The following is a 26,061-nucleotide window of genomic DNA, read 5'->3' on the forward strand; positions in this document are numbered from 1 at the left end:
CATTACCAAATACCCGATGACCGTCCAGGGCGCTCGCGCCCTGGAAGAAGAGCACCTGTTCCTGAGCAAGACCGAGCGTCCGCGCCTGAGTCAGGCCATTGGTGAAGCGCGTGAGCTGGGTGACCTCAAGGAAAACGCCGAATACCATGCCGCCCGTGAGGAGCAGGGCATGGTCGAAGCGCGTATCCGTGATATCGAAGGCCGTCTGCAGAATTCGGTGGTCATCGATGTGACCACCATCCCTCACACCGGCAAGGTGATTTTCGGTACCACCGTGGTACTGGCCAACACCGAAACCGATGAAGAGGTGACCTACCAGATCGTTGGTGAGGATGAAGCTGACGTGAAGCAGGGCAAGCTGTCGAGCGGTGCACCCATTGCCCGTGCCATCATCGGCAAGGAAGAAGGTGATACTGTCGTCGTCAAGACGCCTAGTGGCACGGTCGAGTACGAGATTGTCGAAGTCAAGCACATCTGACCGACGCCTGCGGGCGCCGTCCCTTGAGGGGATCCTCTGGCAACTGGCCCAGGTTTTCTGGGTCGGTGGCCTGTGGGTGTTCCATGTAGGGCTGGTGCCTGCGCTCAAGGTCAGTGGCCTGGCCCCGCTGCTGGTGCAGGATATCGCCGGGCAGATCGACCGCTGGTTGATCGGCGTGGCGTTGCTTGGCTTGTTGACTCAGCTGGCAGTGCTGGCGAGGGTGGACGGCCTGGCGGCCTGGTGGCGGCAGTTCCGCGGCCAGATGCTGTTGCTCGGCTTTGGTGCCTGCGTGGGGTATTACACCTTGCGCTACGGTATTTCCGTGGGCGAGCGCTGGCAGATGTTCTGCTTCCTGGTGCTGGGCTTTTCCGGCATCGTGCTGGTGGCCCAGCCGGTACCGGTCAGGGCGCGTTCACCGCGCCACTGATCGGAGCCACCGTTACTTGTAACGGTGGATGTTGGACAGCTGTTTGTTCGGCTGTGGGTTCTTGCGGTAGATCAGGGCTTTCTTGCCGATGGTCTGCACCAGCTCGGCACGGCCGGCCTTGCACAGCTCGGCGATGGTTTCGGCGCGTTCCTCGCGGTCTTCCGAGCGAATTTCGACCTTGATCAGCTCATGGTCGACCAGTGCGCGCTCCAGTTCGGCGATCACGCCTTCATTCAAACCGTTGCCAGCAACGATCAGGACCGGCTTCAGGTCATGACCAATGGACTTGTATTGCTTCTTCTGCTCGTTATTGAGCGGCATAATCTGACCCTTTCCGTCTGATTCTGTAAAATTGACCGGCATTTTACCCGAGGGCCACCGGCTCCGCCCAGTCAATCACGACGCATATCATCGAGGTGCCCCGTGGTACAACGTTCCAAAAGCAGCGCAAACTGGCTGCGAGAGCATTTCAACGACCCTTTTGTGAAGCAGGCGCAGAAGGATGGGTATCGCTCGCGTGCGAGCTACAAACTGCTGGAGATCCAGGAGAAGGACCGCCTTATCCGCCCAGGCATGAGCGTGATCGACCTCGGCGCGGCCCCTGGTGGCTGGTCCCAGGTGACCAGTCGTCTGATTGGTGGCCAGGGTCGCCTGATCGCTTCCGACATTCTGGAAATGGACTCGATCGCCGACGTGACCTTCATTCAAGGTGACTTCACCCACGACGAAGTGCTGCAGCGCATTCTCGAAGCGGTGGGCGATTCGCATGTGGACCTTGTGATTTCCGACATGGCCCCCAATATGAGTGGTACGCCCGCGGTGGACATTCCGCGTGCCATGTTCCTCTGCGAGCTGGCCCTCGATCTGGCGACCCGCGTGCTCAAGCCCGGGGGCGACTTCCTGATCAAGATTTTCCAGGGCGAAGGTTTTGACGTGTACCTGAAGGATGTGCGCAGCAAGTTCGACAAGGTGCAAATGCGCAAGCCATCGTCGTCACGGGACCGTTCCCGCGAGCAGTACCTGTTGGGCAGGGGCTTCAAAGGGTAATGAAAGGTGTGAAGCGGGGTGGTCGATAGTTAATTCCAATCGGCCACTGCGTCAGGATCGTCCGAACTTCGTGTAGTCTAGCTTTCACAAAGGGTTACAGACGGTGCCTGCGGCTGCGTAGGTAATGTAGTAAGTTAGGGCGATGAATATCATGCGAGGCACGGCTGCGTCGTGCGCCGGCCTCAGAGGGTAGCTAATTGAACGACATGGCAAAGAATCTGATCCTGTGGTTGATCATCGCAGCTGTCCTGGTGACAGTGATGAACAACTTCTCCAGCCCTAACGAGCCGCAGACCCTCAACTACTCCGACTTCATCCAGCAGGTCAAGGATGGCAAGGTCGAGCGTGTGACCGTCGATGGCTACATCATTACTGGCAAGCGCACCGATGGCGACAACTTCAAGACTGTGCGCCCGGCCATCACCGACAATGGCCTGATCGGCGATCTGGTCGACAACCACGTGGTCGTCGAAGGCAAGCAGCCTGAGCAACAGAGCATCTGGACGCAGTTGCTGGTGGCGAGCTTCCCGATCCTGGTGATCATTGCCGTGTTCATGTTCTTCATGCGCCAGATGCAAGGGGGCGCGGGCGGCAAGGGCGGGCCGATGAGCTTCGGCAAGAGCAAGGCACGCCTGCTGTCCGAAGACCAGGTCAAGACCACGCTGGCTGACGTTGCGGGCTGCGACGAGGCCAAGGAAGAGGTTGGCGAGCTGGTCGAGTTCCTGCGCGATCCGGGCAAGTTCCAGCGCCTGGGCGGCCGTATCCCGCGCGGTGTGCTGATGGTTGGCCCACCCGGTACCGGTAAGACCCTGCTGGCCAAGGCCATTGCGGGCGAGGCGAAAGTACCGTTCTTCACCATTTCCGGTTCGGACTTCGTGGAAATGTTCGTGGGTGTCGGTGCCAGCCGTGTGCGCGACATGTTCGAGCAGGCCAAGAAGCACGCCCCGTGCATCATCTTCATCGACGAAATCGACGCCGTTGGTCGCCATCGTGGCGCCGGCATGGGCGGCGGTCACGATGAGCGTGAACAAACCCTCAACCAGTTGCTGGTGGAGATGGACGGCTTCGAGATGAACGATGGCATCATCGTCATCGCTGCCACCAACCGTCCGGATGTGCTCGACCCTGCGCTGCTGCGCCCCGGCCGCTTCGACCGCCAGGTGGTGGTTGGCCTGCCGGACATTCGTGGTCGCGAGCAGATCCTCAAGGTGCACATGCGCAAGGTGCCGATTGGCGAGAACGTCAACCCGGCGGTCATCGCGCGGGGTACCCCAGGCTTCTCCGGCGCCGACCTGGCCAACCTGGTCAACGAGGCTTCGCTGTTTGCCGCGCGTTCCAACAAGCGCCTGGTCGAAATGAAAGAGTTCGAGCTGGCCAAGGACAAGATCATGATGGGCGCTGAGCGCAAGACCATGGTCATGTCCGAGAAGGAAAAGAGAAACACGGCCTATCACGAGGCTGGCCACGCCATTGTCGGTCGCCTGGTGCCTGAGCACGACCCGGTCTACAAGGTTTCGATCATCCCGCGTGGTCGTGCCTTGGGTGTGACCATGTTCCTGCCGGAAGAAGACCGCTACAGCCTCTCCAAGCGTGCGCTGATCAGCCAGATCTGCTCGCTGTATGGCGGCCGTATCGCCGAGGAGATGACCTTGGGCTTCGATGGCGTGACCACTGGCGCGTCCAACGACATCATGCGCGCCAGCCAGATCGCCCGTAACATGGTGACCAAATGGGGCCTGTCCGAGAAGCTTGGCCCGCTGATGTATGCAGAGGAAGAGGGCGAGGTGTTCCTCGGCCGTAGTGCCGGTAGCCAGCATGCCAGCGTGTCCGGTGAGACGGCCAAATTGATCGACTCCGAGGTGCGCAGCATCATCGATCAGTGCTACGCCACTGCCAAACAGTTGCTGATCGACAACCGCGACAAGCTCGAGGCGATGACCGAAGCGCTGATGAAGTACGAGACCATCGATGCCGATCAGATTGACGACATCATGGCTGGGCGCACACCACGTGAGCCGCGTGATTGGGACGATGACAAGCACTCGGGCACGCCTGCGGCCCAGGATGAGCGTCCGGAATCGCCAATCGGCGGCCCAGCGGCTGAACACTAAGGGCATCTATGAGCTCAGTGCAGTACCCCACCCGGTTGCCTTGCGGCAGCCGGGTTCTTGATTTGTCACATACCCATGTCATGGGTATTCTCAATATCACCCCCGATTCCTTCTCCGATGGCGGTCGCTTCAGTCAGCGCGACGAGGCCCTGCGCCATGCCGAAGCGATGGTGGCCGCTGGCGCAACGCTGATCGACATCGGTGGCGAGTCTACGCGCCCGGGTGCGCGTGCAGTGTCGGTGACCGAGGAGCTGGAGCGTGTGGCGCCAATGGTCGAGGCCATCAACAGTCGCCTCGACGTGGTCATTTCGGTCGATACCTCCACGCCTGCTGTCATGCGTGAAGCAGCCCGCCTGGGTGCTGGGCTGATCAACGACGTGCGGGCCCTGGAGCGCGATGGTGCCCTGGACGCTGCGGCGGACACCGGTCTGCCGGTGTGCCTCATGCACATGCGTGGCGAGCCAGGTAACATGCAGGACGATCCGCATTACCAGGACGTGACCGCCGACGTCACCCGTTATCTAGAACAGCGGATGGCCGCCTGCGCCGCAGCGGGCATCGACGCTGACAGAATCATCCTTGACCCGGGCTTCGGTTTCGCCAAGACACTGGCGCACAATCTGAGCCTGTTCAAGCACATGGAAGCGCTCTATCGCCTTGGGCGTCCACTGCTGGTGGGCGTTTCACGAAAGAGCATGATCGGCCTGACGCTGGAACGTCCGGTCGGCGAGCGCTTGTACGGCAGCCTTGCGCTGGCGGCGTTGGCCATGACCAAAGGGGCGAGCATCCTTCGGGTACATGACGTGGCCGAAACCGTTGATGTGGTACGCATGATCGCTGCGGTGCAAAACGCCGAATAAGAACATTGGAGTCCCTATGAGCAGAAAATACTTTGGTACCGACGGCATTCGTGGCCGCGTCGGCGAATACCCGATCACGCCTGACTTCATGCTGAAGCTTGGCTGGGCGGCCGGCATGGCCTTCCGCAAGCAAGGGCACTGCCGCGTGCTGGTGGGCAAGGACACGCGTATTTCCGGCTACATGTTCGAGTCCGCACTCGAAGCCGGCCTGTCCGCGGCAGGTGCCGATGTGATGCTGCTCGGGCCGATGCCGACACCGGCCATCGCTTACCTCACGCGTACCTTCCACGCCGAAGCCGGCATCGTCATCAGTGCCTCGCACAATCCGCACGATGACAACGGCATCAAGTTCTTCTCGGGCCAGGGCACCAAGCTGCCGGACGAGGTCGAGCTGATGATCGAAGAGCTGCTCGATCAACCGATGACCGTTGTCGAGTCGGGCAAGCTGGGCAAGGTTTCGCGTATCAACGATGCCGCCGGCCGCTACATCGAATTCTGCAAGAGCAGCGTGCCGAGCAGCACCAGCTTCGAAGGCCTCAAGCTGGTGGTCGACTGCGCCCATGGTGCGACCTACAAGGTTGCGCCCAGCGTATTCCGTGAGCTGGGTGCCGACGTGACCGTGCTGCATGCGCAACCGGACGGCCTGAACATCAACGAAGGTTGCGGCTCGACACACATCGAATCGCTGCAGGCCGCTGTACTGGTCGGGCATGCCGATCTCGGCATTGCCTTTGACGGTGACGGCGATCGCGTGCTGATGGTCGACCACACGGGCGCCATCGTCGACGGTGACGAGCTGCTGTTCATCATTGCTCGCGACCTGCAGGAGCATGGCAAGCTGCAAGGTGGGGTGGTCGGCACGCTGATGAGTAACCTGGGCCTGGAGCTGGCGCTCAAGGACCTGGACATCCCGTTTGTGCGAGCCAAGGTCGGCGACCGTTACGTCATGGCCGAGCTGTTGGAGCGTGAATGGCTGGTCGGCGGTGAAAACTCCGGTCACGTCGTGTGCTGCAACCACACCACAACCGGCGATGCGATCATTGCCGCGCTGCAGGTGCTGATGGCGCTCAAGCGCCGGGGTGAAACCCTGGCCCAGGCCCGTCAGGCCCTGCGCAAGTGTCCGCAGGTGCTGATCAATGTGCGCTTTGGCGCCAGCAAGGTCGACCCGCTGGAGCACCCCGCCGTCAAGGAAGCCAGTGCAAAGGTTACCGATGCGCTGGCGGGGCGTGGTCGCGTGCTGTTGCGCAAGTCCGGTACCGAGCCGCTGGTGCGGGTCATGGTTGAGGGCGAAGACGAAAGCCAGGTGCGGGCCCATGCTGAAGCACTGGCCAAACTGGTCAGCGAAGTTTGTGTCTGAAGGCGCTTGCCAGCGCAGATCTGGTTGGGTAAGATCTGCGCCCACTTTGACCGACGAGGTAAAGCATGCGTCGCCCTATGGTAGCTGGTAACTGGAAAATGCACGGTACCCGCGCTAGCGTCGCTGAGCTGACCAAAGGCTTGAGCAATCTCGCCTTGCCGAGCGGAGTGGAAGTCGCCGTATTTCCACCGGCCTTGTTCATCAATCAGGTGATTGATGGCCTGGCAGGTAAAGAAATTACTGTCGGCGCACAGAATTCTGCTGTACAACCCGAACAGGGTGCGCTGACCGGGGAAGTTGCTCCGGAGCAGCTGGTTGAAGCAGGTTGCAAGTTGGTGTTGATTGGTCACTCGGAGCGTCGCCAGATTATTGGTGAAACCGACGAAGTGCTCAATCGCAAGTTTGCAGCGGCCCAGGCCAAAGGCTTGAAGCCAGTGCTTTGCATAGGGGAAACCCTTGAGGAGCGCGAGGCTGGCAAAACGCTCGAAGTTGTCGGGCGTCAACTAAGCAGTATCATCGAAGCATTCGGTGTTAAGGCTTTTGCCGATGCAGTAATTGCCTATGAGCCTGTATGGGCCATCGGTACGGGCCTTACGGCCACGCCACAGCAGGCCCAGGATGTGCACGCCGCCATCCGCGGCCAGTTGGCGGCAGAAGATGCTGAAGTGGCTGCGAAGGTGCAGTTGCTATACGGCGGCAGCGTGAAGGCGGCCAATGCGGCCGAACTGTTCGGCATGCCGGATATCGATGGGGGGCTCATTGGTGGGGCTTCCCTGAACGCAGACGAATTCGGTGCAATTTGTCGCGCCGCAGGAAACTGAACAAATGCTGGAAACAGTCATCGTTGTTTTTCATCTGTTGGCAGCGCTGTCGCTTGTAGTGCTGGTTCTGTTGCAACAGGGTAAAGGTGCTGAAGCAGGTGCATCTTTCGGCGCGGGGGCTTCAAATACCGTGTTCGGGAGCCAAGGCTCTGCAACGTTCCTAAGTAAATTAACTGCTATACTCGCTGCCACTTTCTTTTTGACAGCACTTGGGTTAGGATACTTCGCGAAGCAACAAGCTCACCAGCTTAGCCAAGCAGGTCTTCCAGATCCAGCAGTGCTAGAAGTGAAAGAGCCGCAAAAACCGGCAGTTAATGATGATGTTCCGGTGCTCCAGCAGCAGAAGAGCGAAACCACCAGTAATACGGGTGATGTACCTCCTCCGGCTCAAGAGCAGAAGTAACGGGTTTCAAGTAGTAGTATTGCCGAGGTGGTGGAATTGGTAGACACGCAACCTTGAGGTGGTTGTGCCCATAGGGTGTAGGGGTTCGAGTCCCCTTCTCGGTACCAATTAAAGCTTGAGAGCCCGCTTTAGCGGGCTTTCTTGTAGGTGAATGTTTGGATTTGACCCTCAACAGGGTTCGGTCTTATACTTTTGCCCCAGCTTTGTCGCGGGGTGGAGCAGCTTGGTAGCTCGTCGGGCTCATAACCCGAAGGTCGTTGGTTCAAATCCAGCCCCCGCAACCAGCTTCAGCGGAGCCCCTTTTCAGGGGCTTTTTGCTAACCGAACAGTTTCGGCGTCGTTGTCCTACGGCGCTTTCAGGGATGGGCGCTTCGCCCATTTTTTATTTGCACAGCATGCACGAGGGGGTTCAGGTGTCGAGCAAGCTAGAACAGTTGCAGGCCTTGTTGGCCCCGGTTGTCGAGGGTCTGGGCTATCAGTGCTGGGGGATCGAATACGTTTCCCAGGGTAAGCATTCGGTACTGCGCATCTACATCGACAAGGAAGGCGGTATTCTGGTGGACGACTGCGAAGCAGTCAGCCGTCAGGCCAGCGCAATCCTCGATGTGGAAGATCCAATCAGCAGTGAGTACACCCTCGAGGTGTCTTCTCCAGGCATGGATCGCCCACTGTTCACGCTGGAACAGTTTGCCTCGCATGCCGGCGAACAAGTGAAGATCAAGCTGCGCTCACCCTTCGAGGGTCGTCGTAACTTCCAGGGCCTTCTCCGCGGTGTGGAGGAGCAGGATGTGGTGGTCCAGGTGGACAACCAGGAGTTCCTGTTACCGATCGACTCGATCGACAAGGCCAATATTATTCCCAGTTTTGACTGAGACGTGCCGGGCCCGGCGGACTATCCGGGCCCAATGGCTTGCGCAAGGCGAGGCGTACGATGAGCAAAGAAGTACTGCTGGTTGTTGAATCGGTATCCAACGAAAAAGGTGTACCGCCCGGCGTCATTTTCGAAGCGCTGGAAGTGGCCCTGGCCACTGCAACCAAAAAACGTTTTGAAGACGAAGTCGACCTACGTGTGGAAATCAACCGCCACACCGGTAGCTACGAGACTTTCCGTCGCTGGACCGTGGTCGACGAAGCCGATCTTGATGATCCGGCGATCGAGACCTGGCTGGACAAGATCAAGGACACCCACCCTGAAGCCAAGGTCGGTGACGTGATCGAAGAGAAGATCGAGTCCATCGAGTTCGGTCGTATTGCCGCCCAGACCGCCAAGCAGGTCATCGTGCAGAAGGTCCGTGAGGCCGAGCGTGCCCAGGTGGTCGATGCCTACCGTGAGCGCGTTGGCGAGATCATCTCCGGTACCGTAAAAAAGGTTACCCGCGACAACGTCATCGTTGACCTGGGCAACAACGCCGAGGCCTTGCTGGCTCGCGAAGACATCATTCCGCGCGAAACCTTCCGTGTTGGTGTGCGCCTGCGTGCGCTGCTCAAGGAAATTCGCACCGAAAACCGTGGCCCACAGCTGATCCTGTCGCGCACCGCGCCGCAGATGCTGATCGAGCTTTTCCGCATTGAAGTGCCGGAAATTGCCGAGGGCCTCATCGAAGTCATGGCTGCTTCCCGTGATCCGGGTTCGCGAGCCAAGATCGCCGTCCGCTCCAAGGACAAGCGTATCGACCCGCAAGGTGCCTGCATCGGCATGCGTGGTTCGCGCGTCCAGGCCGTATCCGGGGAGCTGGGTGGTGAGCGTGTGGATATCGTCCTGTGGGACGATAACCCGGCGCAGTTCGTCATCAACGCCATGTCGCCGGCTGAAGTCGCGGCGATCATCGTTGATGAAGATGCCCATGCCATGGACATCGCCGTCGCCGAGGACAACCTGGCCCAGGCCATTGGCCGTGGCGGTCAGAACGTTCGCCTGGCCAGTCAGTTGACCGGCTGGACCCTGAACGTGATGACCGAGAAGGACATCCAGGCCAAGCAACAGGCCGAAACCGGTGACATCCTGCGCAATTTCATCGAGGAACTGGAAGTCGACGAGGAGCTGGCCCAAGTGCTGGTCGACGAAGGCTTCACCAGCCTTGAAGAAATTGCCTACGTACCGTTGGAAGAAATGCTCAACATCGATGGCTTTGACGAAGATATCGTCAATGAGCTCCGCGCTCGAGCCAAGGACCGTTTGTTGACCAAGGCCATCGCTACCGAAGAAAAACTGGCAGACGCCCACCCGGCCGAAGACCTGCTCTCCCTTGAGGGCATGGACAAAGACCTGGCGGCTGAACTGGCGGTGCGCGGCGTGGTTAACCGCGAAGACCTGGCCGAGCAGTCGATCGACGATCTGCTCGACATCGACGGCATCGACGAAGAGCGTGCCGGCAAGTTGATCATGGCCGCCCGAGCCCACTGGTTCGAGTAATTAGGCGCGGCCTGAGGAGAGAAGTGCATGACGCAAGTCACGGTGAAAGAACTGGCCCAAGAGGTCGAGGCACCGGTAGAGCGCCTGCTGCAGCAGATGCGTGAGGCAGGTCTGCCGCACACCGACGCCGGTCAGGTAGTGACCGACAATGAGAAGCAGACCTTGCTGACTCATTTGAAAAGCAGCCACAAGAGCAAGGCGGAAGAGCCGCGCAAGATTACCTTGCAGCGCAAAACCACCAGCACCCTGCGTGTCGCCGGTAGCAAGAGCATCAGCGTAGAAGTACGCAAGAAGAAAGTTTTCGTTCAGCGCAGCCCTGAAGAAATCCAGGCTGAGCAGAAGCGTGAGCTGGATGAGCGCCGCGCGGCTGAAAATGCCGCTCGCGACAAGGTCGAGGCCGAAGTTCGCCAGCGCAACGAAGAGCAGGCTCGCCGTCAGGCCGCCGGCTCCGCAGCCGCCGCCCCTGCGCCTGCTGCCAAGCCAGAGCCGGCTCCTGCCGCTGCTCCGGTCGCTGCTCCGGCCCCGGTAGTCGCAGACGCCCCGGCCTCTGAAGACGCCGCAGCCCGTGCTGCCGAGCGCAAGAAAGACGAGACCCGTCGCAACGAAAGCCGTACCCGTGATGACGACCGTCGTCGTGGCGAGGCACCTCGTGTGTCGATCAAGGTCAAGGTCAAGGAGAAGGAAAAGGCGCCGACTCCGCGTGCTGCTCCGCGCACTACCGACGAAGAGAGCGATGGCGCTCGTCGTGGCCGTGGTGGCAAGAGCAAGCTGAAAAAGCGTAATCAGCACGGCTTCCAGAACCCGACCGGCCCCGTCATCCGTGACGTGACCATCGGCGAGACCATCACCGTCTCCGAGCTGGCCAACCAGATGTCCGTCAAGGGCGCTGAAGTGGTCAAGTTCATGTTCAAGATGGGGACCCCGGTCACCATCAACCAGGTGCTCGACCAGGAAACCGCTCAGCTGATCGCAGAAGAGCTGGGCCACAAGGTCACGCTGGTCAGCGACACCGCCCTGGAAGACTCCCTGGCCGAATCGCTGAAGTTCGAAGGCCAGACCGAGTCGCGTGCGCCGGTGGTTACCGTCATGGGTCACGTTGACCATGGTAAGACCTCGCTGCTCGACTACATCCGTCGTGCCAAGGTTGCCGCTGGCGAAGCCGGTGGTATCACCCAGCACATCGGTGCCTACCACGTGGAAACCGACCGCGGCATGGTCACCTTCCTCGATACCCCAGGTCACGCTGCGTTTACCCAGATGCGTGCCCGTGGTGCCAAGGCGACCGACATTGTCATCCTGGTGGTGGCGGCGGACGACGGCGTGATGCCGCAAACCCGCGAAGCCGTTCAGCATGCCAAGGCAGCCGGTGTTCCGCTGGTCGTTGCAGTGAACAAGATCGACAAGCCAGGTGCTGACCTCGATCGCATCCGTAACGAGCTGTCCGTCGAAGGCGTTACCTCCGAGGACTGGGGTGGTGACACGCCGTTCGTCAAGGTTTCGGCGAAGATGGGTACCGGTGTCGACGAGCTGCTCGAAGCCGTTCTGCTGCAGGCCGAGATCCTCGAACTGACCGCTACCCCAACCGCGCCAGGTCGTGGTGTGGTTGTCGAATCGCGCCTGGACAAGGGTCGTGGCCCGGTGGCGACCATCCTGGTTCAGGACGGTACCCTGCGTCAGGGCGACATGGTCCTGTGCGGCTCCAACTATGGCCGCGTACGTGCCATGCTCGACGAGAACGGCAAGCCTGTGAAGGAAGCTGGCCCGTCGATCCCGGTCGAAATCCTCGGCCTGGACGGTACTCCGGAAGCCGGTGACGAGCTGTCCGTGGTTGCCGACGAGAAGAAAGCCCGTGAAGTTGCCCTGTTCCGTCAAGGCAAGTATCGCGAGGTCAAGCTGGCCCGTGCTCACGCAGGCAAGCTGGAAAACATCTTCGAGACCATGGGGCAGGAAGAGAAGAAAACCCTCAACATCGTTCTCAAGACCGATGTGCGTGGTTCTCTGGAAGCGCTGCAGGGTTCGCTCGGCGGCCTGGGCAACGACGAAGTGCAAGTGCGCGTGATTGGTGGTGGCGTCGGTGGTATCACCGAGAGCGATGCCAACCTGGCGCTGGCTTCGAATGCAGTACTGTTCGGCTTCAACGTGCGTGCCGATGCCGGTGCGCGCAAGATCGTCGAGCAGGAAGGTCTGGATATGCGTTATTACAACGTGATCTACGACATCATCGAAGACGTCAAGAAGGCCCTGACCGGCATGCTCGGCAGCGATGTTCGCGAGAACATCCTGGGTGTCGCCGAAGTACGTGACGTGTTCCGTTCGCCGAAGTTCGGCGCCATCGCTGGCTGTATGGTCATCGAGGGTACCGTGTACCGCAACCGTCCGATTCGCGTACTGCGTGATGACGTTGTGATCTTCGAAGGCGAGCTGGAATCGCTGCGTCGCTTCAAGGACGATGCTTCCGAAGTCCGTTCGGGCATGGAGTGCGGTATTGGCGTCAAGAGCTACAACGACGTCAAGGTCGGCGACAAGATCGAAGTCTTCGAGAAAGTCCAGGTGGCTCGTACCCTTTAAGGGCGAGCGAGCCGCAAGCGCCTGCTACAGGGCGGCTTGCGGTACCTCTTCAGGTAGCGCCCGGTCAGGCATTCGTCTGTCCGGGCGTTTGCCGCTTTAAGTTACAGGTAGCAAGAATGGCCAAAGAATATAGCCGTACCCAACGTATTGGCGATCAGATGCAGCGCGAGCTGGCCGAGCTGATCCGTCGCGAAGTCAAGGACCCGCGTGTCGGTCTGGTGACTATCACCGCCGTGGACGTGAGCCGTGACCTGGGCCATGCCAAGGTGTTCATCACCGTCATGGGCGAGGAAACCCCGGATGCCGTGCAGCAATCGCTCAAGGCATTGAATAGCGCCGCCAGCTTCCTGCGTCTGCACCTGGGGCGTTCGATGCAACTGCGCAGCGTGCCGCAGCTGCACTTCCATTTCGATGAAAGTGTCAGCCGTGGTGTGCACTTGTCGGCGCTGATCGAGCGTGCAGTGGCCGAAGACCGCCTGCACAAGGATGCCGACGAGTCGGACACCAAGGAGTAAGCGGTGGCCCAGGTCAAACGTATCCGCCGCAATGTCAGCGGCATCATCCTGCTCGACAAGCCGCTGGGCTTCACGTCCAATGCCGCCTTGCAGAAAGTGCGTTGGCTGCTGAACGCGGAAAAGGCCGGCCATACCGGTAGCCTCGACCCGCTGGCGACCGGCGTGTTGCCGCTGTGCTTCGGTGAAGCGACCAAGTTTTCGCAGTACTTGCTGGATTCCGACAAGGGCTACGAAACCGTCATGCAGATGGGGCAGACTACCAACACCGGCGATGCCGAGGGTGAGGTGCTGCAGACCCGCGACGTGACCGTTGGTCGCGCCGACATCGAAGCGCTGCTGCCCCGTTTTCGCGGCCCGATCAGCCAGATACCGCCTATGTACTCGGCGCTCAAGCGTGACGGCCAGCCGCTGTACAAACTGGCACGTGCAGGAGAGGTAGTGGAGCGCGAGGCGCGTTCTGTTACTATTAACCGCTTGGAGTTGCTCGAGTGCGAAGGCACCCGTGCACGGCTGAGCGTAGGATGCAGCAAAGGCACCTATATCCGCACGCTGGTGGAGGATATCGGTGAAGCCCTTGGTTGCGGCGCCTATGTCGCCGAGCTGCGCAGGACCCAGGCAGGGCCCTTTGCGCTGGCACAGACGGTCACCCTCGAGGAACTCGAACAGGCCCATGCCGAAGGTGGTAACGAAGCGCTCGACCGCTTCCTGATGCCATCGGACAGCGGGCTGCAGGACTGGCCGTTGGTCAGCCTGTCGGAACACAGTGCGTTCTACTGGCTGCATGGCCAGGCGGTACGCGCGCCGGACGCGCCACAATTTGGCATGGTGCGGGTACAGGATCACAACGCACGCTTCATCGGTATCGGTGAAGTGAGCGAAGACGGGCGCATTGCGCCGCGTCGGCTGATTCGGTCGGAATGACCGAAACCGCGGGGTCAGGCAGTTGCCGAGCCCCACGGCATCAAGGGTGGCTGTCAGTAGGCACGGTCACACCTTTTTTATTAATACAGGGATTTGTCCCTGGCCTATTGGACCCCGCTTGCGGGATCCGTTATCAGGAGAAGCCAAATGGCCCTCAGCGTTGAAGAAAAAGCTCAGATCGTTGCCGAATACCAGCAAGCCGCCGGCGATACCGGTAGCCCGGAAGTGCAGGTTGCTCTGCTGACCGCCAACATCAACAAGCTGCAAGGCCACTTCAAGGCCAACGATAAAGACCACCACTCCCGTCGTGGTCTGATCCGTATGGTCAACCAGCGTCGTAAGCTGCTGGATTACCTGAAGGGCAAAGACACCACTCGTTACAGCGCCCTGATCGGTCGCCTGGGCCTGCGTCGCTAATAGCGGCCTGGTCAGTGGTGTGCGTGGGGTGTCGCAGGCTTCGGCAGGGCTGTTTTGCAGCGCTGCCGTTGGGCACTTCACGCGTATCTCCGAGGTTGGCAGCCTGGCAATGCTGAGCGGTTTTTCCGCTTGGTGCCAGGCTCCCAGCCTCGTGTTGTATCTGGACGGTCAATGGGGCCGATTCCCCGTTCTGCCCAAGAATTCGCAAGAAACCAGTTCCCCCAAGAGCCACTGAAAAAGGTAGGAAACCGTGAACCCGGTAATCAAGACTTTCCAGTTCGGTCAATCGACCGTCACTCTCGAAACGGGCCGTATTGCCCGTCAGGCAACCGGCGCCGTGCTGGTTACCGTCGACAACGACGTCACCGTGCTGGTGACTGTGGTAGGCGCCAAACAGGCTGATCCAGGCAAGGGTTTCTTCCCGCTGTCGGTTCACTACCAGGAAAAGACCTACGCCGCTGGCAAGATCCCAGGTGGCTTCTTCAAGCGTGAAGGCCGTCCTTCCGAGAAAGAGACGCTGACCTCGCGCCTGATCGACCGTCCGATCCGTCCGCTGTTCCCGGAAGGCTTCATGAACGAAGTGCAGGTCGTCTGCACCGTGGTTTCCACCAGCAAGAAGACCGACCCGGACATCGCCGCGATGATCGGTACCTCGGCTGCCCTGGCCATTTCCGGCATTCCGTTCGAAGGCCCGATCGGCGCTGCCCGCGTTGCCTTCCACGAAAGCACTGGCTACCTGCTGAACCCGACCTACGAGCAACTGGCTGCCTCGAGCCTGGACATGGTCGTTGCCGGTACCTCCGACGCCGTACTGATGGTTGAATCGGAAGCTCAAGAGCTGACCGAAGACCAGATGCTGGGTGCCGTACTGTTCGCCCACGACGAATTCCAGGCTGTTATCCAGGCTGTCAAAGAGCTGGCTGCCGAAGCTGGCAAGCCGACTTGGGACTGGAAACCTGCCGTTGCCAACACCGAGCTGTTCAATGCTATCCGCGCCGAGTTCGGCGAAGCGGTTTCGCAGGGTTACACCATCACCGTCAAAGCCGACCGCTATGCGCGTCTGGGTGAGCTGCGTGACCAGGCGGTTGCCAAGTTCTCCGGTGAAGAAGGCCAGCCTTCGGCTTCCGAAGTAAAAGACATCTTCGGCGAAATCGAATACCGCACCGTTCGCGAAAACATCGTCAACGGCAAGCCACGTATCGACGGCCGCGACACCAAGACTGTACGCCCGCTGAACATCGAAGTGGGTGTGCTGCCGAAAACTCACGGTTCGGCACTGTTCACCCGTGGCGAAACCCAGGCCCTGGTCGTTGCGACCCTGGGTACTGCCCGTGATGCCCAGCTGCTGGACACCCTCGAAGGCGAGAAGAAAGACCCCTTCATGCTGCACTACAACTTCCCACCGTTCTCGGTAGGTGAGTGTGGCCGCATGGGCGGCGCTGGCCGTCGCGAAATCGGCCACGGCCGTCTGGCCCGCCGTTCGGTTCAGGCCATGCTGCCTGCTGCTGACGTGTTCCCGTACACCATCCGTGTGGTTTCGGAAATCACCGAATCCAACGGTTCCAGCTCCATGGCTTCGGTCTGTGGTGCTTCCCTGGCCCTGATGGACGCCGGTGTGCCGATGAAGGCGCCAGTTGCCGGTATCGCCATGGGCCTGGTCAAGGAAGGCGACAAGTTCGCAGTCCTGACTGACATCCTGGGTGACGAAGACCACCTGGGCGACATGGACTTCAAGGTAGCCGGTACCGCCAAAGGCGTCACCGCGCTGCAGATGGACATCAAGATCAACGGCATCACCGAAGAGATCATGGAAATCGCCCTGGGCCAAGCCCTGGAAGCGCGCCTGAACATCCTCGGCCAGATGAACCAGATCATTGGCCAGTCGCGTACCGAACTGTCGGCCAACGCCCCGACCATGATCGCGATGAAGATCGACACCGACAAGATCCGTGACGTCATCGGTAAAGGCGGCGCCACCATTCGCGCCATCTGCGAAGAGACCAAGGCTTCGATCGACATCGAAGACGACGGCTCGATCAAGATCTTCGGCGAAACCAAGGAAGCGGCAGATGCTGCCAAGCAGCGCATCCTGGGCATCACCGCCGAGGCCGAGATCGGCAAGATCTACGTCGGCAAGGTCGAGCGCATTGTCGATTTCGGCGCCTTCGTCAACATCCTGCCTGGCAAGGACGGCCTGGTGCACATCTCCATGCTGAGCGATGCTCGCGTCGAGAAAGTCACCGACATCCTGAAAGAAGGCCAGGAAGTCGAAGTGCTGGTACTGGACGTGGACAACCGCGGCCGTATCAAGCTGTCGATCAAAGACGTCGCTGCGGCCAAGGCCTCGGGCGTCTAAGCGACCGTCACGCAATAGAGAAAGGGCCCTTCGGGGCCCTTTTTTCATGGGGGCGGGAACCTTTTGCGGACTTGCATCTTGCATGCAGGTTTACCGCGCAGATTGCAAAATGCACGACCGCAGCAGCGATGGTGTTTTGCTAACTGATTGATTTAAAAGGAAATAAACGAAGAGGCCAAGCTGGCACAGCCCATGCAACTACCTTCATACCTGACGCCAGGACATACGGCGCAGACCCTTCGAAAAACAGGAGTGACCCACATGAAGAAGTTCGCCATTGCTGCCGCTACTGCTACCGCTCTGACCCTGACCATGGCTAACGGTGCATTCGCCGCTGAGCCAACCCAGGCTCCAGTCATGTTGGCGGCCAACACCGTCGACAACGCCAAGCAAGAAGGCTCCGACACTTGGATCACTACCAAGGTCAAAGCTGATCTGCTGACTGAAAAAGGCATCCCAGGCAGCGACATCAAAGTCGAGACCAGCCAAGGTGTTGTTTCGCTGTCTTCTGATGTGAAGGTTACCGAATCGCAGAAAGCAGAAGCGGTGCGCATCACCAAGAACATCAAAGGCGTCAAGAGCGTAATGTCTGACGGCCTGAAAGCCGAGTAAAGGAATGTCCCGTCGGCCAAATGGATTTGGCCACTTTCAGCAAAGCCCTGGCCCGTGCCAGGGCTTTTTCTTGAGTTCAATACACTGGGTTGCGCGCGATCACATCGCTTTCGAAGCATTCCTGCTCAAGGATCAGAGGCTCCACCAATGGGCGGCTGTCGCGAAAATGCGCGGTCTGGGTATGCGCTTCATACGCAGCATCATCGCGGTAGATTTCGTACAGGTAGATCACCTCCGGATCAACCCGGTCCTGCGACACATCGAACACCAGACAGCCAGGCTCACTCGCCACGGAAGCTGCAGCATTGACCTTGATTGCACTCAGGAAAGCGTCGGCGCATCCAGGCTTCACTCGGGTCTTGATGAACAGGCTATACACAAATCTCTCCTTTTGTTTTAAATTCAATAATGAATTGTATACAAAAATGGAGCTTCGCCAATGTCCGAATTGCCTGCACGCCCTGGCCGCCTGAATGGCTTACGCCACATCGCCCTGCTGGTGCCTAACCTGGAAGAGTGTGAACGCTTCTACGTCGATGTGCTGGGCATGGAGGTGCTGAATCGCGCCAATGAGGACCTGGTGTACCTCACTTGCGGTAACGACAACCTGTCATTGGGGCGTGGGGCAGGGGCGGCCAACGGGTTGCAGACCCTGGATCACTACGGGTTCGTTGTCGACAGTGTGGAGGAGCTGGAGGCCTGGTATGCCTACTTCAAGGCCCGTGGCGTGACCTTGCTCGACCGGCCGTTCAACCATGGTGACGGCGCACGCAGCTTCCACCTGCTGGACCCGGCCGGGAACAAGGTTCAACCGTTGTATCACCCGGCGGTGTCGGGGCAGCGCTTGGTTTAAAGCCCGTGCTGGCCTCTTCGCGGGCACGCCCGCTCCCACAGGTAGTGCGCAGGCCTGTGGGGGCAGGCGTGCCTGCGAACAGGCCAGGCCTGCCAGAGGGGATTACTCGGCATCCAGGTGCATCGGTGTCACCACCCGGCCATCGCTTTGAGGCTGCCCCAGGCTGGTATCGATGAAGTACACCCGGTCGTCTTCCAGCTTGCCCTTGTCGACCAGGTAGTCCTTGATGCTGCTGGCCCGCTCCTGCCCCAAGGTACGCAGCAAGGCGGTACTCTCGGCCCACGACTTGATCACGGCCTCGCGCAGCTTGGCGGCGCGCTCGTCACGGCCCAACTGCTCCCATTCGGCAGGCGGCTGCTGCTTCAGGCGGGTGCGGTAGATGCCTTCGAGCATCGCCGGTTTGTCACTGTCGTCAACCACCAGCATCGAGGCATTGGCCGGCACCTTGTCACCCCGTCGCTGCAGGATCTTGTACCAGGTGGCCTGGTACTCACGCTCAAGGCGCTGTTGGGCAATCAGCGGGCCGTCGCTGGCCTGGGCGCTGGTGCCTTCGATTTCCAGGCGCAGTTCCGGGCGCTCTTTCAGCGCGGATGCCAGCTTGTCCAAGGACGACTGGGCCTCGCCGCTGAGTTCGCTGGAGCCGGGGGCGAACGCCACGTTGCCAAGGTCTTCCGAGCTACCGCCGCTGATCAGCCCGCCAATGAATTTGAATGGCGCCTGCGCCGCGCGCAGCACCAGGTTGCGCAGGGTTTGCCAAACAATCGGCATCACGCTGAATTGCGGGTTGTTGAGGTCGCCAGACACCGGCAGCTCGATCGAGATCTTGCCCTCGGTATCCTTCAGCAATGCCACCGCCAGGCGGATCGGAAGGTCGACCGCATCCGGGCTGTCGACTTTCTCGCCCAACTGCAGTTGCTCCACTACTACCTTGTTCTCGGCCTTGAGCTGGCCGTTGGTGATCAAGTAGTGCAGGTCCAGGTTCAGCCGCCCCTTGCGGATGCGGAAGCCGGCGAACTTGCCGGAGTAGGGCGTCAGCGTGGTCAGTTCGACGCGCTTGAAGCTGGTGGCAATGTCCAGGCTGGCCAGTGGATTGAACGGGTTGAGTGCGCCCTTGATGGTAACCGGTGCGTAGCGGTCTACCTTGCCCTTGACGTCGACCTTGGCCGGCTGTGGCTTGCGGTTGTCGATGGTGCCGATCTGCCCGTTGAGTTGCTGGATGGCTGTGGCGAAGTTGGGGGTTAGCGACAGGTCGGCAAAGTTGGCCGAGCCGTCGTTGATGTCTATCTGCCCGATATGGATGCCAAGCGGCTTGTTGCTGCTGGCCGTGGTCGGCTTGGGCTGGCTGCTCGCCGGGGCGTCGGCCGGTTGCGGGATCAGCAGATCATTCACGTTAGTGGTGCGGTCTTCGTTGATGATGAAGCGTGCATAGGGCTGCAGCAGGGTCACCTTGTCGATCGACAGAGCATCGCCGTGCACGTAGGACAAGCCGTCGACGTTCACCTGCTGCCATTTGACGAAGTCGCGGCTCTTGATGGTGTCGAGGGTATGCAACTGGCTGACCTGCGCCTTGCCGGTCACACTGAACGCCAGCGGCGCGGTGTTCTTCAGGTCGACCTTGAGGTCGCTCGAGAGCATGCCGCTGCGCAGCTCCAGCAGGATGAACGGGCTGATGTAGGCCTGGGCTACACGCAGGTCGATGTCGCGGGTGCTCACATCCAGCTTTGCCCATATCGGTGCCAGGTTGACCTGGCCTGCAGCCTGCAGCTTGCCTTGCTTACCCACACCTGTATCGAGTTTGAGGGTGAAGGGCGACTGGTTGAGGCTGTCGAAACCTTGCAGGTCGGCATTGAGAGGGCCAATGTCCAAGGCTACCGGTGCCTTCTGGCTGCGATCTGCCAGGTGTACCAGGTAGTTGCGCAACTGCACGTCCTTGAGCAGCACTTGCCAGGGTTTGCTTGGCTCGTTGACCGCTTTCTCTTCAGGCGTAGGTGCTGCGGCCGCCGGCTCGGCCTTTTCCTTCGGCGTGGCCTTGGCGGGTTGGCTGGCGAACAGCTTCTGCCAGTCGAGCTGGCCATCTTTTTCCAGCGCCGCCCAGGTTTCGAGCTTTTCGCTGCGAACCTTGCCCACGGTGACCTGCTGTTTGACCAGATCAATGGTGGTTTCGCTAACCTCTAGGCTGGCCAGGCGTGCCAACGGTCGGCCATCCGGCGCCTTGATGGCGAATGGCGCGATGCGCACGGAGACGTTATCCAGCAGCAGCTCGGTCTGTTTGGCGAGGTTGAGCTTGTAGTGCGTATCGAGGCTTACCACGCCGTCTTCCAGCACCAGTGGCACGGCATCGCGCACGTAGGGCCAGAACAGCTTCATCTTGCCGTCAGTGACCTTCAGTGTGCCTTCGGAGGCGATCGGCGACAGGCTCAGCGTGCCCTTCCAGTCGATGCGTCCGCCATTGGGGCCGCTGGCCACCAAGGTCATGTCGGCGTTGTCGTTGGGCAGGGTGCTGAGGTTTTTCAGCTCCAGATTCATGTTGTCGTAGAGGAACTCGATCGGCTCGCTGGGCCGCAGGTCCTCGAAGTGCAGGTAACCGTCGATGAGCTTGATGCTGCCAATACGCAGCGGGAACGGGTCGCTGGGCGGCTCTTCGGGTTTGGCTTCGCTGGCCGGTAGTTTGAACAACCCGGTCAGGTTGAGGGTACCGTCCTTGGCGAACAGCACTTCGTTGCGCGGTTTGTCGAGCTCCACCGCTTCCAGATGCAGGGCTTTTGTCCACAGGCTGTCGAGCGAGGCGTTAGCATAAAGACGCTCGAAACCGACCTGTTCCTTGCCCGGCTCGCCGATCTGCAGGCCCCACAGCGTCAGCTCGAGGCTGAAGGGGTTGAGTTCGATCCGTTCGAGGTGGGTCGGCACGGTGGCGTATTGGGCCAACTGCTGGTTGGCGATGCGCAGTGCGACACCGGGAAGAATGAGAAAGCCGAGCAGGCTATACAGGGCTACCAAGGCCACGATTGCGCCAGCGGCGCGAGTCAATCCTTTGTACATGTGTCGCTTCGTCTGTCTAAGCAGGAGTGCTTGGAGTATGGCACGTTAAATCAGTTCCGCAGGGGCCAACCTTTTCGCTCAATCAATGCCCATGCGCCGTTTGGCCCGGTGTGCCGAGCCGTCGCGCATTGCCCAGCGCAATACCGGCGCGGTGCGGCGCAGGCCCAGGCGGATCAGGCGCTGCTGCAGGGGCCCGTGCTGCAGGCCGAGCAGTGCCTGGGCCCAGCCGGGCAGCAAGTCGATACCCGCGTGCAGCATCAGTTTGCCAACAGGCTGTGCCAGGCGGCTGGGTGCAGGGGCGTCGAGCAGGATTCGCACGACCTCATGGCTGCGCGTATCACAGTGCAGCTGTGGGCGTATGTGTTGCAGATAGTCTTCAACTTGCTGGCACGAGCGCGGCACGTCACGGGCACCGAGGCGCTCGGCGATCAGGGCGATTTCGTTGTAATAGGCATCCTGCTCGGCGCGTGGCAGGTGTGGGTTGCGGTAACGCAGGTGGGCGGCGAGGAAACGGCTGACCTCCGCTACATGCACCCAGGTCAACAGATCCGGGTCGCTGGCCGCATAAGGGCGGCCATCGGGTGCAGTGCCGGTGACCTGCAGGTGAATGGTGCGCACTTTGTCGATCAGCCACTCGGCATCGCCAGTGGCGCCGAAGGTGGTGCCGGAAATGAACTGGCTGGTGCGGCGCAAGCGGCCGAGCAGGTCTTCACGAAAATTGGAGTGGTCCCACACACCGGCCAGGGCCAGGGGATGCAACAACTGCAGCATCAGCGCGCTGATGCCACCGACCAGCATGCTCGGGAAGTCGCCATGTACCCGCCAGCTAATACTGTGCGGGCCGAACAGGCCGGGGTCGCCCTTGGGCGATTCCAGGTCGAGCTGGCCGAGGGCCAGCCCAGTGAGGCTCATGACCTGGGTTTCGATACGGCGACGAAGGGCTTCCATGGCGACCTGCTGTACAGGGCGGCCAGATTTGCGGCCGCCGGTTACTGGTTGAGGCGTTTGTCGATCAGGCCCTGTACCACGCTTGGGTCGGCCAGGGTCGAGGTATCGCCCAGGTTTTCCAGCTCATTGCAGGCGATTTTGCGCAGTATACGCCGCATGATCTTGCCTGAGCGCGTCTTGGGTAGCGCTGGCGCCCACTGAATCAGCTCAGGCTTGGCGAAGCTGCCGATTTCCTTGCTGACCAGGGCCAGCAGCTCGGCCTTCAGCGTGTCATCTGGTGTCACGCCATTCATGGTCGTGACGAAGGCGTAGACGCCTTGGCCCTTGAGGTCGTGGGGGTAGCCGACCACCGCGGCTTCGGCCACGCTGTCATGCAGCACCAGTGCGCTTTCCACTTCAGCGGTGCCGATGCGGTGCCCGGACACGTTGATCACATCGTCGATGCGCCCGGTGATCCAGTAGTCGCCATCGGCATCGCGGCGGGCACCGTCGCCAGTGAAGTAGTAGCCGGGCAAGGGCTTGAAGTAGGTGTCGACCATCCGCTGGTGGTCGCCGTAGACACTGCGGATCTGCCCCGGCCAGCTGGCTTTGATCGCCAGCACGCCGGCGCCGGGGCCTTCGATCAGTTTGCCTTTTTCGTCCAGTAGCACCGGTTGCACGCCGAACATTGGCTGGGTAGCGCAGCCGGGTTTGAGTGACTGTGTGCCGGGCAGTGGGGTGAGCATGATGCCGCCGGTTTCGGTCTGCCACCAGGTATCCACAATCGGGCAGCGCTTTTGCCCGACCTCCTCGAAATACCATTCCCAGGCTTCCGGGTTGATCGGCTCGCCGACGCTGCCCAGCAGACGCAGGCTTTTGCGTGAGGTGCTCTGCAGTGGCGCAGAGCCCTCGCGCATCAGTGCGCGCAGGGCGGTCGGAGCGGTGTAGAAGATGTTCACCTGGTGTTTGTCCACCACTTGCCAGAAGCGCGAGGTGTCTGGGTAGTTGGGCACGCCTTCGAACATCAGCGAGATTGCGCCATTGGCCAGCGGGCCGTAGACGATGTAGCTGTGGCCGGTCACCCAGCCGACATCGGCGGTGCACCAGAACACCTCGCCGTCACGATAATCGAACACCACCTTGAAGGTCATTGTTGCCTGCAGCAGGTAGCCGCCGGTGGTATGCAGCACCCCTTTGGGTTTGCCGGTGCTGCCGGAGGTGTAGAGGATGAACAGCGGGTCTTCGGCCTCCATCGGTTCAGGGGGGCAGTCGTCGCCGGCCTCTTTCGTCGCTTCGTGATACCAGAGGTCGCGGCCCTCGGCCCAGGCAACATCGCCGCCAGTGCGGCGCACCACCAATACGCTACTGACCGCTGGGCAACTGGCCAAGGCTTTGTCGACGTTCTGTTTCAGTGGGATGCGTTTACCGCCACGCACGCCTTCATCGGCGGTGATCACGGTGCGGCAGTCGGCATCGAGAATACGGTCTCGCAAGGCATCGGGGGAGAAACCGCCAAACACCACCGAGTGGATGGCGCCGATGCGGGTGCAGGCGAGCATGGCGAACGCGGCCTCGGGAATCATTGGCATGTAGATGCACACCCGGTCGCCTTTCTTCACACCGCGCGCTTTCATTGCATTGGCCAGGCGGCAGACCTGACGGTGCAGTTCGCGGTAGGTGATGGCCTTGGAGTCCTTGGGGTCGTCGCCTTCCCACAGCAAGGCCGTTTGCTCGCCGCGCTGGGCCAGATGACGGTCGATACAGTTGTAGCTGACGTTGAGTTGCGCACCGTCGAACCAGCGGGCCTTGCCGGTATGCAGGTCGCATTGCTGCACGCTTGACCAAGGCTTGATCCAGTCCAGGCGTTTGGCCTGTTCGGCCCAGAAGGTGTCTGGGTCTTCGACCGACTGGCGGTAGAGGCGGCGGTAGTCTTCGGGGGTGAGGGCGGCGGACTGGCTGACGGCCAGGGCCTGGGGGTATTTGCGGATATCGAACATGGCGGGTGGTCCTGCTCTTGTAAGGGGCGATGGACTGCAACGGCTATTCGATAGGACAGTGTAGCTGGGAGCGGTGTTCAACCTGGGCCGGCCTCTTCGCGGGTAAACCCGCTCCTACGAGGTAACGCGTTGCCTGGTAGGAGCGGGTTTACCCGCGAAGAGGCCGGTACAGGCTTCGGATCAACCGCGGTGACGGCCGCGGAAGTAGTTGATCAGGCCTTGGGTGGAACCGTCTTCGGCGCTGTCTTCCAGGCTGCCGACCAAGCGCTGGTAAACGCCCTTGCCCAGTTCCTTGCCCAACTCGACGCCCCACTGGTCGAAGGCGTTGATACCCCAGATAACGCTCTGTACAAACACCTTGTGCTCGTACATCGCCACCAACGCGCCCAGGCGGCGCGGGCTGATGCGCTCGACCACCAACGTGTTGCTCGGGCGGTTACCCGGGATTACCTTGTGCGGGGCCAGCTTTTCGATGTCCGCTTCGTTGAGGCCTTTAGCGCGCAATTCGGCTTCGGCTTCCTCGCGGGTTTTGCCCAGCATCAGCGCCTGGCTCTGCGACAGGCAGTTGGCGTACAGCCACTGGTGGTGGTCGGCCACCGGGTTGAAGCTCACCACCGGCACGATGAAATCGGCCGGAATCAACTGGGTGCCCTGGTGCAGCAACTGGTGGTAGGCATGCTGGCCGTTGCAGCCCACGCCGCCCCAGATCACCGGCCCGGTGTCGGTCTTCACCGGGGTACCGTCTTGCAGCACGCTCTTGCCGTTGGATTCCATGTCCAGCTGCTGCAAGTGCTTGGTGATGTTGCGCAGGTAGTGGTCGTACGGCAGGATCGCGTGGCTGTTTGCGTCCCAGAAGTTGCCATACCACACGCCCAGCAGGGCCAGTAGCACCGGCATGTTCTTGTCGAACGGTGCGGTCTGGAAGTGCTGGTCCATGGTGTAGGCGCCGGACAGCAGTTCCTTGAAGTTGGCAGTGCCGATGGCCAGGGCGATCGGCAGGCCGATGGCCGACCACAGCGAGTAGCGCCCGCCCACCCAGTCCCACATCGGGAAGATGTTTTCTTCGCGGATACCGAACGCTACAGCAGCGGCCTTGTTGCTGGACACTGCAATGAAGTGGCGGTACAGCTCGGCTTCCGAGCCGCCTTGGGCCAGGTACCAGGTACGCGCGGCCATGGCGTTTTTCAGCGTCTCGAGGGTGTTGAACGACTTCGACGAGACGATGAACAGGGTGGTTTCGGCGCGCAGGTTGGCCGACAGTTCGTGGAACTCGCTGCCATCGATATTCGCTAGGTAGTGACAGCGCACGCCGCGCTGGGCGTAGGGTAGCAGCGCTTCGGACACCAGCTCGGGGCCGAGGAACGAACCGCCAATGCCAATGTTGACCACGTCGGTGATCGGTTTTTCGCTGTAGCCGCGCCACAGGCCATCGTGAATGCGGCCAACCAGTTCGGTAATCTGGTTGAGCACCTTGTGCACTTCCGGCATGACGTTCACGCCGTTGACGCTGAGTTTGTCACCTACGGGCCGGCGCAAGGCGGTGTGAAGCACCGGGCGGCCTTCGGAGGCGTTGATGATCTCACCGCTGAACATCGACTTGATGGCGTCTTGCAGGCCCACTTCATTGGCCAGGCTGACCAGCAGCTCGCGGCTTTGCTCGGTGATCAGGTTTTTTGAGTAGTCGAGGAACAGGCCGCAAGCGCTAAGGGAAAACTGGTCGAAGCGCTTGGCATCGGCGGCGAAGGCTTCGCGCATGCTGAAGCTTTGCATGGCGTCGCGGTGTTTCTGAAGCGCCTGCCAGGCGGGCAGGGCCGTCACATCGTGGGGTGTACGGTAATACGCCATTGCGCGGGGTTCCCTTGGTGCGTGGTGAGGGCTTGGACACGGCAGTCGTTGCCGGGTTCAGGCTGGCACCATTATAGGCAAAGGCCACGTGCTG

At 60.7% G+C, this 26,061-nt stretch carries 23 protein-coding genes and 2 tRNA genes; 19 read left to right on the top strand and 6 right to left on the bottom strand.

Annotated features, from left to right (window positions below; all coding sequences use genetic code 11):
- Nucleotide 1: 1 nt before the first annotated feature.
- Both greA and AA098_RS04245 read left to right on the top strand, forming a co-directional pair.
- Nucleotides 2–478 carry a transcription elongation factor GreA gene (gene greA / locus AA098_RS04240; protein ID WP_024717413.1) on the top strand — a complete coding sequence of 159 codons (477 nt, stop codon included), beginning with the start codon at nucleotides 2–4 and terminating at the stop codon, nucleotides 476–478.
- A complete protein-coding gene (locus AA098_RS04245) occupies nucleotides 456–905 on the top strand; it encodes a hypothetical protein (RefSeq protein WP_012053750.1) in 450 nt (149 codons plus the stop codon). The genes greA and AA098_RS04245 overlap by 23 nt, the downstream gene beginning before the upstream one ends.
- Nucleotides 906–917: 12 nt before the next feature.
- Here the strand turns inward: AA098_RS04245 and yhbY are convergent, their stop codons facing one another.
- The gene (yhbY, locus tag AA098_RS04250) at nucleotides 918–1,226 is read right to left on the bottom strand and encodes a ribosome assembly RNA-binding protein YhbY (protein ID WP_003249945.1); all 309 of its coding nucleotides are present in this window, start codon (nucleotides 1,224–1,226) and stop codon (nucleotides 918–920) included.
- Between the two features lie 102 nt (nucleotides 1,227–1,328).
- Here yhbY and rlmE point away from each other — a divergent pair, with 102 nt between their 5' ends.
- The 16 genes from rlmE (at nucleotide 1,329) to AA098_RS04330 (ending at nucleotide 17,306) form a co-directional block, all read left to right on the top strand.
- The gene (gene rlmE, locus AA098_RS04255; RefSeq protein ID WP_003249947.1) at nucleotides 1,329–1,952 is read left to right on the top strand and encodes a 23S rRNA (uridine(2552)-2'-O)-methyltransferase RlmE; all 624 of its coding nucleotides are present in this window, start codon (nucleotides 1,329–1,331) and stop codon (nucleotides 1,950–1,952) included.
- A 206-nt stretch (nucleotides 1,953–2,158) separates the two neighbouring features.
- A complete protein-coding gene (ftsH, locus tag AA098_RS04260; RefSeq protein WP_003249950.1) occupies nucleotides 2,159–4,063 on the top strand; it encodes an ATP-dependent zinc metalloprotease FtsH in 1,905 nt (634 codons plus the stop codon).
- 8 nt (nucleotides 4,064–4,071) lie between these two features.
- On the top strand, nucleotides 4,072–4,923 hold the full coding sequence (gene folP / locus AA098_RS04265; protein WP_003249952.1) for a dihydropteroate synthase: 852 nt from the start codon (nucleotides 4,072–4,074) through the stop codon (nucleotides 4,921–4,923).
- A gap of 16 nt (nucleotides 4,924–4,939) precedes the next feature.
- Nucleotides 4,940–6,280: a phosphoglucosamine mutase gene (gene glmM / locus AA098_RS04270; RefSeq protein WP_003249955.1), complete on the top strand. Its 1,341-nt coding sequence runs from the start codon at nucleotides 4,940–4,942 to the stop codon at nucleotides 6,278–6,280.
- 65 nt (nucleotides 6,281–6,345) lie between these two features.
- A complete protein-coding gene (gene tpiA / locus AA098_RS04275) occupies nucleotides 6,346–7,101 on the top strand; it encodes a triose-phosphate isomerase (protein WP_003249956.1) in 756 nt (251 codons plus the stop codon).
- 4 nt (nucleotides 7,102–7,105) lie between these two features.
- Nucleotides 7,106–7,504, top strand: coding sequence for a preprotein translocase subunit SecG (secG, locus tag AA098_RS04280; RefSeq protein ID WP_003249958.1), 399 nt, complete (start codon nucleotides 7,106–7,108; stop codon nucleotides 7,502–7,504).
- 21 nt (nucleotides 7,505–7,525) lie between these two features.
- Nucleotides 7,526–7,611 (top strand) — tRNA-Leu (locus AA098_RS04285).
- A 100-nt stretch (nucleotides 7,612–7,711) separates the two neighbouring features.
- Nucleotides 7,712–7,788, top strand: a tRNA-Met gene (locus AA098_RS04290).
- 129 nt (nucleotides 7,789–7,917) lie between these two features.
- Complete coding sequence (gene rimP, locus AA098_RS04295) at nucleotides 7,918–8,376, top strand: ribosome maturation factor RimP (RefSeq protein WP_003249960.1); 459 nt, start codon at nucleotides 7,918–7,920, stop codon at nucleotides 8,374–8,376.
- 59 nt (nucleotides 8,377–8,435) lie between these two features.
- A complete protein-coding gene (gene nusA, locus AA098_RS04300; protein ID WP_003249963.1) occupies nucleotides 8,436–9,917 on the top strand; it encodes a transcription termination factor NusA in 1,482 nt (493 codons plus the stop codon).
- 27 nt (nucleotides 9,918–9,944) lie between these two features.
- On the top strand, nucleotides 9,945–12,485 hold the full coding sequence (infB, locus tag AA098_RS04305; protein ID WP_003249965.1) for a translation initiation factor IF-2: 2,541 nt from the start codon (nucleotides 9,945–9,947) through the stop codon (nucleotides 12,483–12,485).
- Nucleotides 12,486–12,601: 116 nt separating this feature from the next.
- Nucleotides 12,602–13,000 (top strand): 30S ribosome-binding factor RbfA, encoded by a 399-nt coding sequence (gene rbfA / locus AA098_RS04310; RefSeq protein ID WP_003249967.1) that lies wholly within the window; start codon nucleotides 12,602–12,604, stop codon nucleotides 12,998–13,000.
- Nucleotides 13,001–13,003: 3 nt separating this feature from the next.
- Entirely contained in the window at nucleotides 13,004–13,921 is a 918-nt protein-coding gene (gene truB / locus AA098_RS04315) for a tRNA pseudouridine(55) synthase TruB (RefSeq protein WP_003249968.1), read from the top strand.
- Nucleotides 13,922–14,068: 147 nt separating this feature from the next.
- On the top strand, nucleotides 14,069–14,338 hold the full coding sequence (gene rpsO / locus AA098_RS04320; protein WP_003249971.1) for a 30S ribosomal protein S15: 270 nt from the start codon (nucleotides 14,069–14,071) through the stop codon (nucleotides 14,336–14,338).
- A 250-nt stretch (nucleotides 14,339–14,588) separates the two neighbouring features.
- Nucleotides 14,589–16,694, top strand: a complete 2,106-nt coding sequence (gene pnp, locus AA098_RS04325; protein ID WP_014859357.1) for a polyribonucleotide nucleotidyltransferase — start codon at nucleotides 14,589–14,591, stop codon at nucleotides 16,692–16,694.
- Between the two features lie 261 nt (nucleotides 16,695–16,955).
- Entirely contained in the window at nucleotides 16,956–17,306 is a 351-nt protein-coding gene (locus AA098_RS04330; protein WP_003249976.1) for a BON domain-containing protein, read from the top strand.
- Between the two features lie 76 nt (nucleotides 17,307–17,382).
- On the opposite strand, the gene AA098_RS04335 is transcribed toward AA098_RS04330, so the two are convergent.
- A complete protein-coding gene (locus AA098_RS04335) occupies nucleotides 17,383–17,685 on the bottom strand; it encodes a putative quinol monooxygenase (RefSeq protein WP_003249978.1) in 303 nt (100 codons plus the stop codon).
- A gap of 60 nt (nucleotides 17,686–17,745) precedes the next feature.
- On the opposite strand from AA098_RS04335, the gene AA098_RS04340 reads away from it, so the two are divergent.
- A complete protein-coding gene (locus tag AA098_RS04340; protein ID WP_003249980.1) occupies nucleotides 17,746–18,159 on the top strand; it encodes a VOC family protein in 414 nt (137 codons plus the stop codon).
- Nucleotides 18,160–18,261: 102 nt separating this feature from the next.
- Here AA098_RS04340 and AA098_RS04345 read toward each other — a convergent pair whose 3' ends face one another.
- From AA098_RS04345 to pgi, 4 genes are all read right to left on the bottom strand, one after another.
- Nucleotides 18,262–21,198: a DUF748 domain-containing protein gene (locus AA098_RS04345; protein WP_064613888.1), complete on the bottom strand. Its 2,937-nt coding sequence runs from the start codon at nucleotides 21,196–21,198 to the stop codon at nucleotides 18,262–18,264.
- A 78-nt stretch (nucleotides 21,199–21,276) separates the two neighbouring features.
- The gene (locus AA098_RS04350; RefSeq protein ID WP_060537788.1) at nucleotides 21,277–22,146 is read right to left on the bottom strand and encodes an oxygenase MpaB family protein; all 870 of its coding nucleotides are present in this window, start codon (nucleotides 22,144–22,146) and stop codon (nucleotides 21,277–21,279) included.
- Between the two features lie 41 nt (nucleotides 22,147–22,187).
- A complete protein-coding gene (gene acs / locus AA098_RS04355; RefSeq protein WP_004575782.1) occupies nucleotides 22,188–24,122 on the bottom strand; it encodes an acetate--CoA ligase in 1,935 nt (644 codons plus the stop codon).
- 180 nt (nucleotides 24,123–24,302) lie between these two features.
- Complete coding sequence (pgi, locus tag AA098_RS04360) at nucleotides 24,303–25,967, bottom strand: glucose-6-phosphate isomerase (protein WP_003249988.1); 1,665 nt, start codon at nucleotides 25,965–25,967, stop codon at nucleotides 24,303–24,305.
- Nucleotides 25,968–26,061: the final 94 nt, after the last annotated feature.

It is taken from the genome of Pseudomonas sp. JY-Q (assembly GCF_001655295.1).
Classification (GTDB): Bacteria; Pseudomonadota; Gammaproteobacteria; order Pseudomonadales; family Pseudomonadaceae; genus Aquipseudomonas; species Aquipseudomonas alloputida.